The organism is Micromonospora sp. CNZ299 (assembly GCF_002754415.1).
Window position 1 is genome coordinate 4851777 of the sequence record NZ_PEFG01000001.1, and the last position, 17652, is coordinate 4869428.

Genomic DNA, 17652 nt, shown 5'->3' on the forward strand with positions numbered 1-17652 from the left:
ACCCTCGACGGCCTCGTGGAGCGCAGCGGGATCTCGCGGCGGAGTGCTGGTTGAGGTCCAGCAGGGCCGCATCAACTGCACGATCGGCGTGCTGCACGGCATCTCGCATGCCCTCGGCGTGCCGTTGGACGACCTAGCCTGAACGGCCTGCACAGACAGCCCAACCAGTGGGCATCGCAGCAGACCAAGGACGGCGCCGACGCCCGTAAGCAGACGTCGGTTGAACGCTAGACGCGCCGAAGCACGCAGACGACCTTGCCTAGGATGACCGCGTGTTCGGCGGGGATCACCTCATGGAGTGGATTTCGCGGGACCAGCTCGACGCGACCGTCGCGGGTCCGGTAGGCCTTGACCGTCGCCTCTCCCTCGATCATGGCGGCGACGATGTTGCCATTCTCGGCGACCGCCTGGTGGCGCACGACGACGACGTCGCCATCGCAGATTGCCGCCTCGATCATGGAGTCGCCCTTAACCATCAGTGCGAACAACGTGCCGTGCCCTACCAGGGCGCGAGGCAGCGCCAGCTCGTCCTCCACGTGTTCCTCGGCGAGGATCGGAGCGCCAGCAGCGATAGTGCCAAGCACCGGAACTTTGACACCTGGCTCGTCTGCTCCGTTCGATGTTGTGCCAACCTGCGCCCTGCGGATGTCAACCGCCCTGGACGCGTTTGGCTCACGACGCAGGAGGCCGCGCCGTTCCAGCAGTTTCAAGTGGTGCGCCACTGACGAGGGGGAGCCAAGCCCGACTGCTGCGCCGATCTCGCGCACCGTGGGTGGGTAGCCGTGCTGCTGGATCCAATCGCGTATCACAGTCAGGATGCGCTGCTGCTTGGCACTGATGTGGGGCGGTTCGGCCTCGGCCCCATCGGAGGTTGTCATCCACGGACAATACAACGGATATTGGAACACGCGTACTAACACCTCGGCAGGGGTTCAGTATTCGACGCCGGCTGCCGCGCTGGGCCTGGGGCCGGGCCCCGACCAGATGATCGGGAGCCTGCCTGCGTGGTCCCAAGTCAGCTCAGTCGCAGCAGGAAGTCGGCCCACGCCTGCTTCGCGGTGGCCGCCTTACCGTGGGCGGTGGTAATCTGCGCCGCGAACCAAGGGCCGAGCGCTGCGGCGAGGCTGCTGTTTCTGGTCATCGGGGTCAATCGGCTGCGGGTGATGGCGCCCGATGCTTAGTTCGAGCCGCTGCCGCCGTTCTTGCATCAACTGGCCGAACTAGTGGCTGCCGACCTGCCCGCCCATCCGTCGCCCGCTCGGGCACCATCGACCAGCGTGCTGCAGTGGCATCGAGCGAGCGCGCGACCCAAAACCTTGCGGCAGTGGGGCATCATGCCCAGCGTGGAACCGTACCCTGAGGACAGCGACCGAAGGCAAGGGCTCGCGAAGTCCGCCGAGATGGCCATTTCGTTCGTGCCCGTGGCGGGCAGCGCCCTCCAGGTCGCCTTCAACGAATTCGCTGGCCGGCGCCTTGCCGACAGGCGCACACGCTGGCTGAACGACCTCGCTGCGAAGGTGCACGCGCTCGAAGATCAGGTCGGTGACTTCGCAAAGCTCACCAGCGAGGACGCTTTCATGGATGCGCTGACCACCGCCGCGCAGATCGCCGACCGCACCTCACGTGCCGATAAGCTCGAGGTGCTGCGCAACGCGGTCGTCAACTCTGTGATGCCCGACGCGCCGGACGTCGACACGCAGCAGCTCTTCTTCGACATGATCGACCGGTTCACCCCGACTCACGTGCGAATGCTTAAGCTGCTCTCCGATCCGCCTGGCTGGTTCGAGCGTCACGGAATCCCTCAGCCGAACATCTCTATGGGCCCGAAGTCCGCCATCATTGAAGCCGGTATGCCGGAGCTTGCCGGCCGTCGGGATCTGATCGACCGGTATGCCGGGGCGCTTACCAATGCTGGCCTGGTCAACCAGTCGTTCAGCGGGATCATGTCGGCGAACGGACTGTGGGGTCCGGCGACGACTCCCCTCGGCGTCGAGTTCCTGGCGTTCGTTGCCGACCCCGAGAGCAAGGTTGACTAGCCGCTCATGCCTGTACGGAAGCTACCGAATCTCTCACCGACCAGGGTGGTCGAACTACAGGACGCTTTCTTGGCCAACGCCGATCGGCTCCTGACCTCGGCACTCGTCTTGCTCGATCTTGGCAACGTCGGGCTCGCGCGGTCGCTGGCCATCCTCGCCATGGAGGAATCTGGGAAGGCTATCGCCATCCACGAACGGCGCGTAGAGATGGCCTACGCGCCGGAGGGCGAGCCGTTCGTGAACACCCGACTGGAGAACCTGTGGGCGAGCCACCAAGAGAAGCTGGACCTGGTCCACAGCTTTCTTGCCGAGGAGCGGTACTGGTTCGGCGCTGAGCCCGCAGACCCAGAGAGCAACCTTGCCTACCTGGGAACCATCAAACGGTGGACTCGGCGGCATGACAAGCTGAAGCAGCGCGGCTTCTATGTAGACCTCGACAGAGCGGGGGGCGTACTCGAACCTACCGGGGTCTCCGATCTAGAGTCTCTGGTCGATGTTATCAGTCACGTGCATCAGATCGGCTGGCAGCTCCGGCTGGGCGAGCACATCGAGGCCAAGCAGCAGGCCGAAGGAGCACGAGGCGCTCCGCCCATGACGGAGGACGAGATCGAGGAGAGGCGGAGGTTGTACTCCGGCATACCCGGCCTGGCCTTTGATGAGGAGTTCTACGACTCCATGTGGCAAGGCCGTGAAGGCCGGAAGCTGAACAACGAAGGCTACCGACTTCACTTGCCAGAGCCCGGGAGCAACCCTTTCGCTAACCTCGGCAAGCCAGGCTACGAAGCCCAAGCGCGGGAGCTAATGCCGTTGTTGTTCGACGACCCGGACCGACGGGAGAGCAATTGAGCACGGAAAGCCTCGCCATCATCGGGGCCTGACAGGCATGGTTGGTGCTCTGACCGGAGTCGTCTCACTGCCTGGCAAATCCTCGTCCACCGACGCTCAGGCCGCCTCGTCCCCGTGACGTCCGTGTGCGAAGCGAGGGCCTGCCGAGATGGCTACCGTCCCAGCCCGTCGAGGAGATTCCTGACCGTGGTGAACGGATACGGGCCGCCGACGTACGCGGCCGGGACCGGGTGACGGGTGACGAACATCGGGGCGATCTCGTAGGCTTCGCCCGGCGCGGGGGCGGGCAGCTTCAGCGCATCGGCCACTTGCTGCGCGTGGGCCTTCAGGTCCTCGTACTTGCGGCCTAGCTGCGTGGCGTAGCAGGGCTTGCTGCGGTCGAGGTAGAAGTAGTCGAGGTGGCGGCGGATCTCGGGAACTGCGTACAGCTCGGCAGGGTCCTTGATCTCCAGCAGCCAGACAGTGCGGGAGTTGGCGCAGCCTGTGAGGACGTCGATCTCGCCAGACAGTGAGGGGACACCCAGCGGCTTGGGTTTCTTGACCCGTTCGAGGACGGTGTAGCCGGCTTGGCGCAGCATCGCGGCGACCTCGCTTTCCAGCCGCGTGTTGCGCCGGTTCCGGTACGCGCCGAGCGCGGCATTGACCTTGTCGGGTGGAGTCGGCTGGCTCCACGGCAGCTGCCCCTGCATCAGGTGGTTCAAATAGATTTGGGCAGAGGCATGACACAGGTGCGGCGCGACGAGCAGCGTGCCGTCCGGGGTTTGGACGACGGGCTGGATCAGGACCCGGCGGTGGCGGCTGCGCACCTGCCAGGGCTTCCAGTCAATCGCCTGGAACGCGGTCGTGGTACTGGTGACCAGACCCAGCGCGGTCCCGCAGCGCGAGACCGCATTATCGTCGCCGGCCCACGGCGCCGATTCGCTCAGATACTGCAGCACGTTGTCACGGTCCGCGCGCGCGACGGGTGCGCCACCGGGGTCCTGCGGCCATCGCGCCAGCTGGATCAGGGTCGTCAGCAGGTCGGTTAGCGTGGCCCCATACCCGGACAGCATGGCCGCGTCCAGGTCCGGGTCGACCCCGGGGGTGTTCGCCTCGCCCTCTTCTTCCTTGTCTGTGGCGGCGTCGAGGGTCCCGTTGAGAAGTTCGCTCGCGCGAGCGGCCCGGAACGCGTCGACGTCGAAGTGGTAGACCTTGACGCCGGCCTGGCCGGCGGGATCGACCGGAGGAGGGTCGTCGAGTGTCGCGCTGACCTCATAGGTGTCCGAGATTGTCAGCGCGGTCGGGCTGACCTGGTGATACACCGCCTCGCTGCGGAGGGTCGCTTCCAGATAGGTGACAGCAGCCGCGATGATTTCCATCCAGGCCAGTTTGTCTACCGGATCGGTTCCCCTCGGCTGCTCGCGCAGCGTGGCCTCCACGGCCGTCTCGCAGCACATACGAAGGGTCAGCAGCCGCGCCTCCTCGGTCTGGAACTTGGTCTCTGGGTCCCAGTTCAGGGTCATCTGCTGGGCTCGGCGCAATTCCGGGGTCGTGCGGAGTTTGGCGGACACGACACGGGCGAGCTGGCGCATCCCGACCAGCAGGAGCTGCTCGGTCGGGTGCCGACGCAGCAACGTGGTGAGCTGGCCCAGGGCTGTCGGGGCGAGCACGGTCCGGTCGAGGTCGTTGGCCTGGCTGCCGCGGTAGGTTCCCGGCCGGGTGCCGGTCGCCTTGATCGCCCGTGCGACCTCATAGTCCGCGGCCGAGCGCAGTGCCGTGCTAAGTGGCCACGGCTGCGGGAGCTCGCCGATGGCGGCCGCAGAGCCGTCGATCTCAATGACTAGCGTCGGGCTCGCCGCCGACCAGGCGTCACGGATCTGCCGGGCCGCGTCGCTACCGGCCCCGGCCGCCTCGACGGCCTGCTGCATCATCTTTGCCAGCGCCTCACGGCCTGCCTCGGCATCGTGATCGAGGTGCTGCGCGAAGGGCTCCGCATCCACGGTCAAGTGACAGGTCACCAAACCGTCTCCGTGCGGCGTTGGGCCTGCTGCCAGTACCAGCGCATCGCCGGCGTCGGCGTCGCCCTCGGGCCTCAGGCTCATGTCGATCCGGTACGCGCGGACACCTGTGCCCGCGTGCGCGCCTACCCACGTGTCGCCGATCTGGTCGAGGCCGAACGCAATCGCACCCGCGAGTTTGTACACCAGCTCACCTGCTGGCGTCATGCCCTCGGGCCGCAGACAGCGAATCGCGACCGGGACCTCGCCGGTGTGCACGATCCAGCCTGTGGGGACTGTCTCCGCAGCGGTCTTACCCGTGCGCTGCGGATCGCCCGTGGCCAGGGGTGGGTAGAGGTGGTACACAGTGGGCGGCCCGGCGTTCGGGTCCTCGACCGCGTCCCAGTCGTGCAGCGGTGGCAGCCCCACTGCGGCCAGTGCACGTTCGAGATTGGCGCGCTCGCTACTGCGGTCCCACTCGGCATCGCCGGCGTGCGGCTCGAACATCATTGCGGTTGGGGTGACGGCACCCCGGCGCAGCGTCTTGCGGTCCTGGCGCCACCACTCCCAGATGTTGATCGCCTCCCAGGCGAACATGCGCGGCCGGTTCTGGGCCGCCAGCTCGCGCAGGAACAGCAGCAGATCGATGTCGTGTTCCGCCGTCGACGCGGCCCATTCAAGATCGTCTAGAGACATGGCGGGCAGCCCAGGCTGCTGCGGTGCCACGACGTGCCCCGCTCCAGCGAGCACAAGCAGCGGGACGATCTCCGTACCCGCGGGAACGCTGACCTGGCCCTCGGGCATCTTGATGACGATCGGCCGATCAGGATGCCGGGCAGCGCTGGCCGCGGCCCGCACCGCCGCTGTCTGTGACAGCTGCGCGTCGGACGAGGACGGATCGAGAACGGCGACGACCTGAACCGCGATAACCCGCCTAGGCCCGCAGTAGGCGAGCCACTGCACGACGTCGCCGGACGAGACCCGGGGCCCATCCGTGAGGTCGGGGGCTCCGACCACGCCGTCCTCGCCCACGAACCGCCGCAGCGCCCGGCGCACACGGTCCGCCGCCAGCTGCGCGAACCGCGTCACAACGGTCGGATCCTCGGCGGCCCGGATCGCCAGCTGGCCGACACCGAAGCCCGTGATCTCCGGAATGTAGGCGAGTGGCAACCAGAACTTGCAGGCCGATGTGCCGGCGGTGGGCAGGTCCACCGCGAGGTAGCGGTCGAACGTGCTGGCCGGATGCGTCAGGTCGAAAGGCAACGCGATGGGATACGGCGCGGTGACCCAGGCCGTTGCCGCTCGCAAAGATGCGGAATCCTGCAGGCCGGATGGCAACGGCGCCGTAAGCAGGGTTCCGGCGGCAGCGAACTCCTGATCCGTCAGTGCGGGTGGTAAGCCGCTGGACAAGTCGCTGCCGGATGGGCCGCCTTCGGGCCATGACGGCGCCATCACGGAGATCGCGTGGTCGGCGCGCCGCAGCGCAAGCTCGACGTAGTGCTTGATCCCGAACCCGAGCGCCGGCACCAGCACTGGGTCGGCAGCCTGCGCCACCATCTCCCACCGTGCCACGTCGGCGACCGGCCGCTCCACCATCCCTGGGAACAGGCGCACCGTAGCCGAGCCAAGCCGGGTGAGGACGACATCACGGGGGTCCTTCGGCAGGAAGTCCTCCCGCATCGGGATGCGCGGCTCCTCGTCTACCGCACCGTCCAGCAGCCCCGTTAGCTCGGCCGGGCCAACTGCGCGGGGGCCAGGCCGAGCATTGCGCAGCGCGGAGTTGAGTAGGTAGGCAACCGAGGTCCATCGGTGCCGCAGGCCAGGACTGGACGCCGCCGCGGTCAGCACCTGCAGCAGCGAGCCACGATCGCGAGAGGAGAGACGCCGGCTCACGGTCACCGGGGCCGTCTTGCCCCGTTTCTGCTTGCCCACTCGTACGATCCTTCCGCGCGCATTCACGTGCGACCGCCTCTTCACGGGCACGTGAGCGTAACAATGCGTAAGCGCGGCCGTCGTCCCAGTTTCCCGGCCACCGCGCGGAGGGAACCGCCGCACCCTGCCAGCGCTGGCCCCGTGGACCCGTGAGCACGATGAGCCGTCAGGGCGGGATGCCTCGCGTGCCCGCCCGGGCGACGCGACCACGGTTCGTCGCCAAGCTCCGGTCGCCGTTCGACGATCCTCGACGCGACCAGACCTTGTCCTGCACGATCACACCACCGCGTCCTCCTCAGCTCCGCCATCTGGCTCGGGACATACGCTCATCGGCACGTTCAGATACCAGCGATCGGCGCTGACGTCACCACCGGTGACGAGCGTTTGCGGCAGAAGCGTGCACGGCATCATTCCTCGCCGTGATTAGGAATGGCATGCCATGAGCATGTTGCCCGAAGCCGGCGGTTAGGATCGGCGGCCGAGCACTCGCCGATACCACGAGGGAGCGCCAAAATGGCGTGGTTCCGCCGGGCCAAGACGAGCGACGAGCGGACGGCGATCGGCGCGGGGCGGCGGCGATCGACAGCTCACGGGAACCTGTACGCCGACGATCCGGTGGACGCCGGGCAGGACCGGCTCGACCGCGGACGGCTGGCCGATCAGCTGACGCGTTCCGTCGTGGCCGTATCGGAGCAGTCAGATAGCGCAGTCGTTGCACTTGTCGGGCCGTGGGGGAGCGGCAAGTCGAGCCTCTTGCTTGGCATCGAGGAGCGGCTGCGGACGGGCGGGTGGTATCTCGCCCGGCACAATCCGTGGATGTACTCGTCGTATGACAGCGCGGTCGCGGGGTTCTTCGCCGAGATTCGCGACGCGGTGCCCGACGAGGTCATGGGTCCGGACCGGCGCCAGACGCTGGGGGAGTGGGTCGACCGACTTGCCCCGGCGGGTGCCATAAGCTCGTTAGCCGGCGTCGACGCCACTGGCGTCGTCACGGCGACTGCGGCGCTCATCAAGGGTGATCGAAGCCCCGAGCGGCTCCGGAAGAGCACCGCGGAGGCGCTGGCCGCACTAGACCGGCCGTTGCTGGTGATTCTCGATGATCTGGATCGGCTGCAACCCGATGAACTGCTGCTGACGTTCAAGCTGGTCAGGCTGATCGGTCGGCTGCCGAATCTCTACTACCTGCTCGCCTACGACGAGGAGACGCTATCGGAGGTACTTCAGCACACCCAGCTGATCGGCGCGGACCCGGGGCGTGCGCGGCAGTACCTGGAGAAGATGGTGCAGGTGCGGCTCGACATCCCGCCGCTGCTCGAGGACCAGAGGATCGGTCTGGTCGACCAGGGCATCGACGGCATCTGCGCAGCCCACGGCATCCAACTTAGGCCGGCCGACCAGGAGCGCCTCGGGGCGGCATGGTCGGACTGCCTTGTGCTGTACCTCGACCAGCCCCGTGCCGTCAAACGCTTGTTCACTCAGGTCGACGCGTTCTGGCTGGAGGTCGACGGGGAAGTCGACTTCGTCGACTTCCTGTTGATGACGTTTCTACGCACCTTCGAGCGCGACGTCTACGACTTGGTCGTTGACTCCAGGGTCGAGCTACTTGGCTCCACGCTCTCGGCCAGCCGAGGGACAGAGACGAACGCCGAGCGGTGGAACCGCTGGAAGCAGTTGATCAGCGAGCAGGGCAGACCGCGGCACCCCGACGGCATCGCCGCGCTCCTCGCCGTGCTGTTTTTGTACCTCCGCGGCGCCCAAGAGAACTCTTCCTACTCCTCCGAGTTCCGCGAGGACGTGCGGCGGCGGCGCGGCGTGGACAGCGAGGAGTTCTTCGATCGCTACATACAGGCTGGCGTGCCAGCCGGTGACCTACCGGACAAACTGGTTGCGGCCGCCGCTGCTGAGCTGCGCAACGACGAGGCTGGCCCTGCGCTAGAGCAGTTCCAGGCATGGCTCGACAAGGACGCTGCCAAGGCCGTGCAGAAACTCTCGCGGGCCGACGAGCAGGAGCCCCTGCCCGCCGATTCGGCCCTCGCCTTGCTGGGTCGGAACTATCTTGCCTCTGCGCAGCAGCGGTCGGGATTCTTTGCACTATCCGCTGATAGGCAGGTCGTGAGGACCGCGCTGCGCATCCTCGATCGAGAGGGTGCCGCAAATATAGGCACGCTGGCCGCCCGCGGGCCCTCAGAGCTTGCCCTCGCTGCGGATTTACTCAGGAAGGCTAAGCGTAACGCTTCCACCGCGAGGCATGGATGGTTGGCGGACGCGACCCGTGTCGTGTCGGCCGCACTCGAGGCGCACCTGCGAGCAGCGTCGACGCGAAAGCCACATGAGGCGTCGGACATCGCCCGGTATGCCTACGCCTTCTGGGATTTGCGCGGCCGCGAGAGCGCCCACACACTCCTGTGGGAACTGATCGAGTCCCCGGAGTGGACACTGGAAGACCTGCTCGCAACGCTCGTACCGGTCGGGCAGACCAGCGACGGCAGACGAACCTGGCAGACCCTGGGCGATCTGGAGGCTGGCAACGTCGACGAGCTCCTTGGCCTTGAGCGGGTGCTCGCGGCGCTGCCCGAGACCGGTACGGAGGATGCGGACGAGTCCGATGTCTCGTTCGAGAACCGCAGACGCCTTGCGCTGCGGACGATGGAGCGCCTACGCGCTGGTCGTGGCGATCCCGCGGAAGAACAGCGTGCGACATAGCGCACGAGATTGACCTGGTCAGGCGGCCTAACCGTCGAATCATTGACCACCGCAAAATTGGCTACACCTCATTCGTCGTCGCGCATGGACGGCTCACCAGGTGCGAGCTCGGTGCCTGACGCACCGCGCAAGGAACTCAACGGCTACGCGGGTGGGAGAACATCGACAACCCCGAGGCATCGGCACGGGTGACCGCATCCCGCGCGTATGCCGCAGCGCGGAGCACACCTGGCGCCGCGCGTGCAGCCGAATCGTGACACCGCTAGGGAAGGTGCGGGGCAGGCCGGACGCAGCCTCGGTGGCCCAATTTCATGAGAAGACTCGAGAGATGGCCCAAGTTATCGAGAATGGCCTAGGTCAAGTGAGAAACGACAGCAGGACTGGCTGCGCCGTACGGGCGCGTAGACGGTGAACGAGCGGGATTCGATAATGCACATTATGTAAAGTTGCGTTATCTGACGGTCCCCTCGACCAGCGAGGGGCACTCTCAGTCGCGCGTCAGTCCCGGCGGACACGCGTCCTCGTCGGGCCGCACGCTGCGGGCACTGACCAGCGGGTTGCGTTGCAGACCGGCGATGACAGCGGCGCTGCCGCCGACGTCGGTCCAGGTGTCGTCCCACAGGGCGGAGACGAGCCAGGAGTGATCCGCCGGGAAGAACAGGTCGGGCAGCGGACCGTCACCGCGCATGTGACCGGTCCGCCAGGTGAGGGCCTGCTCGGGTCCCGCTTCGACCAGGACGTAGGGCCAACCCCAGTAGAGCCACACCCTCGGGGCACGAGGAAAGACGACGTCGTGCGCACCGGTGTCGAGGTAGCCCAGCCACCAGGGCTGCTCCGCGGTACGTGCCGCCAGCTCGCGGACCACGGCCTGTTCGTGGGCGTCCACACCGACGCCCTCAGGCGGGTGGAAGGTGGCGTACGCGTCGAACACCTCCGGGATCGCGGTGGTGATCGCGAGGCCCTGTGTGGTGTGGCCGGCGAGCCAGGCGACGTCACTGGCCGTGCCGATCCGCCAGTTCCGTCCGTCCTTGTGGACGTCCAGGGGTTGTGTCGAGGCGCCGTCAGCGTCGGGGCGTCCAGCCACGACGGTGGGCGACGCTGAGGGAGCCCACCCGGGTTCGCCGTCCGGCCGCCACTGGTGCCCCTCGGGGCAGACCACATCGATGGGGTGGGCCGGGTCCCGGTAGACGACGGGCGTGCCGGGTCGACCACAGACGGGGCAGGCGGCGACGGGCGACGTCATGCCGCGCACGATACGTGCTTCTCCAGCAGCGCCACTGGCCTGCGACGCTGAGGGCGAGCCGATGTGTCGCTCGGTGCCTGTAGAGCTGCCCCATCCGTGGGGTGCGCCGACCACCGGCCGCCTGAACCGCCCGCAGCGGCGCAGGGACGGGCCGATCCTCGCCGCTGATCACCCACCCACAGCGGGATGGTGTTTGCCGGGACGTGGTCGGCTTCGAAGAACCATCACACCTGGTCCACGCGCCGGGGATCACCACACGTGGGGCAGCTCTACAGGCACCTGAGGAGACAGCGGCGCCTCCCGTGCGGACCGGGTCCGCTCCCCCTCTCCCCACGCTTCCCCGCAACGCGAAAATGCTGCATAATATCCCTTATGCATGACAAACAGGACGAATCGCTCATGGCGCTGATCGAGGAGTTCCTGACCGCCCGAGCGACCCGCAAGCCCTCCCCCCACACCCTGGCCGCGTACCGTCGGGATCTGCACGCGGTGGCGGCCCTGGTCGCCGAGGACGCCGCCACTCCCCTCCCCCTGGGCGCGCTGTCGATCACCGATCTCTCCCCCAGGGTGATGCGTGCGGCCTTCGCCCGGTTCGCCGGGCCCCGCGCGCCCGCGTCGGTGCACCGGGCCTGGTCCACCTGGAACAGTTTCTTCACGTTCCTGGTGGCCGACGGGATCGTGGCCGGCAACCCGATGCCGGCGGTCGGGCGACCTCGGGCGCTACTCCCCCAGCCGAAGCCGCTGCGGGGGGCGGACACTCCCGAGGTGCTGCTCGCGTCCGCGGCGCGCGACGAGGGTCGGCAGCGCGACCCGTGGCCGGAGCGGGACGTCGCGGTGCTGGCGGTGGCGCTCTGCGCCGGGCTTCGCCTGTCGGAGTTGCTGGCGCTACGGGTCGGCTCGCTGGGTGGTCGACCGGGTGAGCGGCGGATCGAGGTGCTCGGGAAGGGTGGGCGGCCCCGGGTGGTGCCGATCGAGGCGGATCTGGACCGGGTGCTGGTGGACTACCTGGACAGTCGGGCGCGGCGCTTCGGTTCGCGGTCGGTGCGCCCCGACTCGGCGTTGCTGGTGGATCGGCGTGGTGAGCCGTTGCGCCGGGGTGGGCTGCAGTATCTCGTCGAGTCGTGTTTTCGGCGGGCGGGTATCGGTGACCGGGTGCCGCGGGGTGCGCGGTTGCACGCGTTGCGGCACACGTTCGCGACCCGGTTGGCCGAGGACGGGGCGAGCGCCGCGGAGATCATGCGTTTGTTGGGGCACGCGTCGTTGGCCTCGTCGCAGACGTACATCGAGGTGACGGCTGGGCAGCAGCGCGACGCGGTGCGCGCGAACCGGACCAACCGGGCGCTGGCGGGTCTGGTGCCGGTGAACCAGGAGTGAGCGCGGTCAGTGTGCCCGGTGGTCGCTGTCGTTGGCGGTGGTGGGCAGTGGGCCGAGGACCGCGTTGATGATGTGGATGCGGGTGTCGGTGGCCTGGTAGTCGGCGCAGACGGCGTCGGCGCGGTCGGCCAGACGGACGGTGGTGCCGTTGCGGGTGATGGCGACGGTGGTGCCGTCGAGGGTGGTGGCGGTGCCGGTGTCCGCCAGTTCGCCGATGGGGTGGGTTCCCTGGATCAGGTGTGCCTTCAGCAGGGTGCGCAGCTGGTCGGTGTGGCGGGTCATCAGGTCGTCCCAGTTGTCCTCGGAGAACTTGGCGGCGAAGGCGTCGTCGGAGGGGGCGAGGATGGTGACGCCGGCGCCGGTGGGCAGGTCGGTGAGGACTCCGCTGGTGCGTACTGCCGCTTCGAAGGTGGTGAGGGTGGGGATCCACCGGAGCGCCTGGTCGACGGGCTGACCGGCGAGGAAGGTCGGGTTTCCGGGGTCGGTGCCGGTGGGCAGGGCGGCGCAGAGGGGTCCGGTGACCTGGGATGCGTTGGCCGGTGGTGCGGCGTCGGTGCGGGGAGTCGCGGGGCTGCTGGTGCAGGCGGCGAGCAGCAGTGTCGGCGCCAGGAGCCCGAGGGTACGCAGTCGGGGGCGTCGCGGTGGGGTGGCGGGTTGCGACACGGCGGCCTCCACGGTTTCGGGTTGGTGTGGGGGTGTGCCGGCGGCGCGGGTTCGAGACCCGCGCCGCCGGCAGTTCGGTTCGGTCAGGTGGCCGTCAGAGTGCCGCGCACTGGGTGGTGCGGGGGCCGTGCACGGTGTTGGCGACGCCCAGGTTGGTCGGGGCGGGGCTGTTTGCCGTGCAGTTGAGCGGGCCGCGGATGGTGTTTCCGGCCAGCAGGGGTGCGTCGGTGCCGGTGGTGTTGCCGGTCAGGCTGACCGGGCCGGCGATGGTGACGTCGATGACGGAGACCGCGTTGGTGGTCTTCGTGATCTGGACCGGGCCGTTGATGGTGCTGTCGGCGAGGAGGATGCCGGCGGCACCGGTGGCGGTGACCGGGCCGCTGATGGTCGTTCCGGTCGCGACGAGTGCCGCGCCGGCCCGGACGGTGACCGGGCCGTTGATGGTGGCGTCGGCGGCGCAGGTGAAGCCGGAGACGGTCAGTGGTCCGTTGCGTCGGCCGGTGAGGGTCGGGTAGACGCGTTCGCCGTCGGTCAGCTTCTCCACGCCCTTGGTGTCGAGCAGCAGCGGGATGAGGCCGCGTTCGGGTTGGTTGAGGGGGACGTAGTAGCCGTCCTCGGTCTTGATGACCTTCCAGCCGTGTGCGGCGATGCGTTGCGCGACGGTGGTGCCGACGCCGCCGGGTCCGTCGGTGCGGGCGCCGTTGTACTGCTCGTCGGTGAGTTTGTAGGCGCAGGGGGCGTTGTCGAGGATGAGGTCGGCGCGGGGTGCGTCCAGCGGCGGCGGGCTGTCGCCGGGGTGCGGGGCGGGGTGGGCCGGGATGGGTCGGGAGCCGCGGAAGACGAGGCGGCCGGTGTTGGCTGCCTGGATCTCGATGGACTGGGCGCGGGAGTTGAGGATGTCGGCGCGGTCGGCGCGGTGGTAGTCGAGGAACTGCTGGAAGGTCCACAGCGCGGAGTAGGTCTTGCGGCGCCGGTTGTTGGCGGTGTTGCCCTCGTCGGGTCGGGTCTGACCGCCGGAGCTGCGCAGTTCGAGCAGGGAGTTGGCGACGTTCTTGAGGCCGAGGGTGTTGCGCAGGATGGTTTCCTCGCTGAGGCCGACGTTGCCGCCGCCTTCGCAGCCGTAGGGGCAGGCCCACCAGCCGGCTTCGGCGCCCTTGGCGTACATGTGACCTTCGATCATGTCCTGGGACTGGTCGAAGATGGGTTGGGCGACGTTCTGGTGCCGCGGGGGCAGCATGGGCAGGTCCCCGGCGCGGGAGTTGCCGAACTCGTGGCCGTCGTAGCCGGCGACGGGTCGGTAGTCGCGGACCATCTTGATGTACGCGGCGGTTTCCGGCTGGCGGATGAGCGAGTAGTCGCGGTTGAGGTCCTGGCCGGTGGAGTTGCCGCGGGTGTTGTTGGCCCGGCCGTCGCCGTTGATGGTGGGGACGATCAGGACGGTGGTTCGGCTGAGCAGGTCCGTGATCCGGGGGTCGGTGCTGAAGGCGAGTTGCCGGGCCATGATGAGGCAGGCCTCGCGGTCGCCCGGTTCGTTGCCGTGCACGTTGCAGTTGATGGCCACCGGTGCGGTGGCGGCGACTGCCTCCGGGGTGGTCGCCGGGGTGGGGTGGCCGATGACCATCATGTTGATGGGTCGGTTCTGCACGGTGCGGCCGAGTTCGACGACGCGGACGCGGTCGCTGAGGGCGTCGATGGCGGCGGTGTAGGCGTACTCGTCGGTGTCGCTGGTGTACTGCGCGGCGTGGGTGGTCTCCCAGCCGGTGCGCAGTTGCTCGCCGGGGGTCGTGGGGTTGCCCCAGGGTGCGGTGGTGGTGGCGACGACCGGGTCGGAGTAGGGCTGTTCGGTGGTGTCGGTGCGGGCGCGTACGCGCCACTGGAAGGTGTCGCCGGGGTTGAAGCCGGCGTCGGCGAAGGTGGGTGCCTGTTGGTTGATCTGGCGGTTGGGTCGCCAGATACCGACGATGGTCGGTGCGCCGGTGGGGGTGCCGTTGGCGTCGACGGCGGTGCGTTCGATCTGGTAGTCGGTGGCGCCGTCGACGGGTTGCCAGGCGAGGGTGGCGTACCCGTCGGCCTGGCGGACGGTGAGGGCGGTGACCTGATGGGGTTCCGCGGCGCTCTGGGCGTTGGCGGGGGTGGGTGCGGTGGTGAGGGTGAGAGCGATGAGGGTGGATACGGCGATGAAGGTGGATCGCTGACGTCTCATGTGGCCTCCGACGAGTTGATCGTGGCGCGTGTCGACCAGCATGATCGTCGAAGTGGGTCGATGCAATGATCTTGAGGGAATCTTGCGTCTCGGGGCGGTGCTCCCCCGGGCGCGGCTGAGCCACGCTGCGGCCGGTCAGGCGATGACGCTCAGCCGAGGTCGACCAGCAGGGGGCGGTGGTCGGAGATGGTGGACGCCGGTGCGGTGACCGCCCGTACCGGCGGGAGCTGGTCGAGGGCGTGCCGGTCGGCGAGGATGTGGTCGAGCTGGACGCGGGGCTGCCCGGACGGGTAGGTGGGGCGGCGGCCCAGTGGATGCCAGCCGGAGACGAGGCGGGCCGCGCCGGCGGGCAGGTTGAGGTCGCCCAGCAGGACGCGGGGGGCGGGCAGGGCGCGCAGGGCGCGGACGGTCTGTCGCAGTTGGCGGGCGTTCCAGCCGGGCACGAAGGACAGGTGTGTCGCGGCCGCGGTGAGCGGGCCGTACGGGGTGTCGAGGATGGCGGCGAGCACGACGCGGGGTTCGTCGTGCAGCAGGATCAGGCCGCCGCGGGGGCCGGGCACGTAGACCGGTGAGCGGACGGGTGCCGGTTTGAGTCGGGTGATGTGCCAGCTGCGTACGGGGTGTCGGCTGATGAGGCCGATGCCGTAGCAGGGTTCGCCGTGCCCGTCGTCGTCGTGGCGCAGCGGGCGGAAGTGTTCCCCGGGGGTGCCGACGACGGCGGCGGCGAAACGGTGGTGGGGTGCGTCGAGGGCGCGGGCGGCGATGGCGGTGAGGTCGAGTTTTCCGCTGCGGTGTTGGTCGCGGTCGACCTCCTGCAGGGCGAGCACGTCGGCGTCGAGGGCGCGTACGGCGTCGGCGAGGCGGTCGGAGTCGACGAGCCCGTCGGTGAGGGATCGTCCGTGCAGCAGGTTGAAGGTGGCCAGGCGCACTCCTGCACCTTACGTGCCCGTGGCATGGTTGCCGGGTGCTGAAGGTGCTGCTGTGTTCCGTGCTGGTGTTCGTGGCGGTCGGCGCGTTGGGGGTGTGGTTGCGGCGTACGAGGGGTCGGTGACCGGGTGAGGCTGGCCACTCGGGTGCTGGTCGGGCGCGTCGGGTAGGCAGAATTGCCGCCCGTGGACGCCGTGACGCTGAGTACCCTGCTGGCCGCCGCCGCGATGGCCGGGTGGGTGGATGCCGTGGTCGGTGGTGGTGGGTTGTTGCTGCTGCCGGCGTTGTTGGTGGCTGCCCCGGGGTTGCCGGTGGCCACCGCGTTGGGCACGAACAAGCTGGCCGCGATCTTCGGTACGGCCACGGCGGCGGCGACGTACGCCCGCCGGACCACTGTCGACTGGCGGGTGGCGGCTCCGGCGGCGGGGGTGGCGGTGCTCAGCGCGGGGGTGGGCGCGGCGCTGGCCGGGGCGGTGCCGGCGTCGGCGTACCGGCCGGTCGTGCTGGTGGTGCTGGTGTCGGTGGCGGTGTTCGTGCTGCTGCGTCCCCGGATGGGGGTGGTGGCCGTGCCGGCGAGGCGGACTCCGGTGCGGGTGGCGGTGGTGATCGCGGTGGCCGGGGTGGGCATCGCCCTGTACGACGGTCTGATCGGTCCGGGGACCGGCACGTTCCTGGTGTTGGCGTTCACCGCTGTGATCGGCGCGGACTTCGTGCACGGCTCGGCGATGGCGAAGGTCGTCAACGCGGGCACGAACCTGGGTGCGTTGGTGGTGTTCGGGGTGACCGGGCACGTGTGGTGGCTGCTGGGCGCGGGGATGGCGGTGTGCAACATCGCCGGCGCGGTGCTGGGGGCGCGGATGGCGTTGCGCCGCGGGTCGGGGTTCGTACGGGTGGTGCTGCTGGTCGTGGTGGTGGCGTTGGTCGCGAAGCTCGGGCACGACCAGTGGGTGGCCCGCTGATGGCGGTACGCCCCGAGCATGATCGTGCGGTCCTGGCGCGGTTGCTGGGGCGTGATCCGGTGCTGCACGCCTACCAGTTGGGTGACCTGGACGACTTCTTCTGGCCGTACACCTCGTGGTTTCGCTCCGATGAGCAGGTCGCGTTGCTCTATCGCGGGGTGGACCCGCCGACGCTGCTGGCGTTCGCGGCGCCGGCGGACGCCGCGGCGCTGGCGGCGTTGCTGGCCGACCTTGCGCCGGCGTTGCCCCCCCGGTTGTACGCGCACCTCTCCCCCGGGCTGTCCGACGTGCTGACCGGGTCGTTCCGGTTGGATTCCGGTGGCGCGCACCACCGGATGGCGTTGACCGATCCGGCCCGGTTGTCGGCGGTGCGTCCGGAGGGTGTGGTGCTCGGGCCGGCGGACCTGCCGGGGCTGCGCCACCTGTACGAGCGGGCGTACCCGGGGAACTGGTTCGATCCTCGGATGTTGGACACCGGGCAGTACCTGGGCGTACGCGAGGGTGGTGAGCTGGTGGCGGTGGCCGGGGTGCATGTGTGGTCCCCGGCCTACCGGGTGGCGGCGTTGGGCAACGTCACGACCCATCCGCTGTGGCGTGGACGGGGGCTGGGCGCGGCGGTGGTGGCGGCGCTGTGTGTGCGGCTGCGCGAGACCGTGGAGCACGTCACGCTGAACGTGAAGGCGGACAACAGGGCGGCGGTGCGGCTCTACGAGCGGGTGGGGTTCACCCGGGTCGCCGACTACGAGGAGTGGACGCTGACGGCCCGGTGACGCCTCGCGTTCCTGGTCGG

13 protein-coding genes are annotated in these 17652 nt (G+C 68.8%); 6 read left to right on the forward strand and 7 right to left on the reverse strand.

What is annotated here, in order from left to right; all coding sequences use genetic code 11:
* Positions 1-227: 227 nt before the first annotated feature.
* Together lexA and CLT68_RS33925 are read right to left on the reverse strand one after the other, a co-directional pair.
* Positions 228-878 carry a transcriptional repressor LexA gene (lexA, locus tag CLT68_RS22125; RefSeq protein WP_099853641.1) on the reverse strand — a complete coding sequence of 217 codons (651 nt, stop codon included), beginning with the start codon at positions 876-878 and terminating at the stop codon, positions 228-230.
* A gap of 137 nt (positions 879-1015) precedes the next feature.
* On the reverse strand, positions 1016-1141 hold the full coding sequence (locus CLT68_RS33925; protein ID WP_363936787.1) for a hypothetical protein: 126 nt from the start codon (positions 1139-1141) through the stop codon (positions 1016-1018).
* A 202-nt stretch (positions 1142-1343) separates the two neighbouring features.
* Here CLT68_RS33925 and CLT68_RS22130 point away from each other — a divergent pair, with 202 nt between their 5' ends.
* Positions 1344-2036: a hypothetical protein gene (locus CLT68_RS22130; RefSeq protein WP_143743224.1), complete on the forward strand. Its 693-nt coding sequence runs from the start codon at positions 1344-1346 to the stop codon at positions 2034-2036.
* Between the two features lie 6 nt (positions 2037-2042).
* Complete coding sequence (locus CLT68_RS22135; protein ID WP_199177117.1) at positions 2043-2882, forward strand: AbiV family abortive infection protein; 840 nt, start codon at positions 2043-2045, stop codon at positions 2880-2882.
* Positions 2883-3034: 152 nt separating this feature from the next.
* Here CLT68_RS22135 and CLT68_RS22140 read toward each other — a convergent pair whose 3' ends face one another.
* The gene (locus CLT68_RS22140; RefSeq protein WP_099853648.1) at positions 3035-6790 is read right to left on the reverse strand and encodes a hypothetical protein; all 3756 of its coding nucleotides are present in this window, start codon (positions 6788-6790) and stop codon (positions 3035-3037) included.
* A 513-nt stretch (positions 6791-7303) separates the two neighbouring features.
* Between CLT68_RS22140 and CLT68_RS22145 the strand changes: the two genes are divergently transcribed.
* Positions 7304-9493 (forward strand): P-loop NTPase fold protein, encoded by a 2190-nt coding sequence (locus CLT68_RS22145; RefSeq protein WP_158240913.1) that lies wholly within the window; start codon positions 7304-7306, stop codon positions 9491-9493.
* Between the two features lie 487 nt (positions 9494-9980).
* Here CLT68_RS22145 and CLT68_RS33415 read toward each other — a convergent pair whose 3' ends face one another.
* Positions 9981-10736: a hypothetical protein gene (locus CLT68_RS33415; RefSeq protein WP_486482278.1), complete on the reverse strand. Its 756-nt coding sequence runs from the start codon at positions 10734-10736 to the stop codon at positions 9981-9983.
* A gap of 372 nt (positions 10737-11108) precedes the next feature.
* Here CLT68_RS33415 and CLT68_RS22155 point away from each other — a divergent pair, with 372 nt between their 5' ends.
* The gene (locus CLT68_RS22155) at positions 11109-12110 is read left to right on the forward strand and encodes a tyrosine-type recombinase/integrase (protein WP_099853652.1); all 1002 of its coding nucleotides are present in this window, start codon (positions 11109-11111) and stop codon (positions 12108-12110) included.
* 6 nt (positions 12111-12116) lie between these two features.
* On the opposite strand, the gene CLT68_RS22160 is transcribed toward CLT68_RS22155, so the two are convergent.
* From CLT68_RS22160 to CLT68_RS22170, 3 genes are all read right to left on the reverse strand, one after another.
* The gene (locus CLT68_RS22160; protein ID WP_158240914.1) at positions 12117-12773 is read right to left on the reverse strand and encodes a fasciclin domain-containing protein; all 657 of its coding nucleotides are present in this window, start codon (positions 12771-12773) and stop codon (positions 12117-12119) included.
* 94 nt (positions 12774-12867) lie between these two features.
* The gene (locus CLT68_RS22165) at positions 12868-14976 is read right to left on the reverse strand and encodes a M14 family zinc carboxypeptidase (RefSeq protein ID WP_099857472.1); all 2109 of its coding nucleotides are present in this window, start codon (positions 14974-14976) and stop codon (positions 12868-12870) included.
* A 149-nt stretch (positions 14977-15125) separates the two neighbouring features.
* Positions 15126-15905, reverse strand: coding sequence for an endonuclease/exonuclease/phosphatase family protein (locus CLT68_RS22170; protein ID WP_099853656.1), 780 nt, complete (start codon positions 15903-15905; stop codon positions 15126-15128).
* Between the two features lie 183 nt (positions 15906-16088).
* Here CLT68_RS22170 and CLT68_RS22175 point away from each other — a divergent pair, with 183 nt between their 5' ends.
* Both CLT68_RS22175 and CLT68_RS22180 read left to right on the forward strand, forming a co-directional pair.
* Positions 16089-16862, forward strand: coding sequence for a sulfite exporter TauE/SafE family protein (locus tag CLT68_RS22175; protein WP_486482279.1), 774 nt, complete (start codon positions 16089-16091; stop codon positions 16860-16862).
* Positions 16862-17632: a GNAT family N-acetyltransferase gene (locus CLT68_RS22180; RefSeq protein ID WP_099857476.1), complete on the forward strand. Its 771-nt coding sequence runs from the start codon at positions 16862-16864 to the stop codon at positions 17630-17632. Before CLT68_RS22175 ends, CLT68_RS22180 begins: the two co-directional genes overlap by 1 nt.
* Positions 17633-17652: the final 20 nt, after the last annotated feature.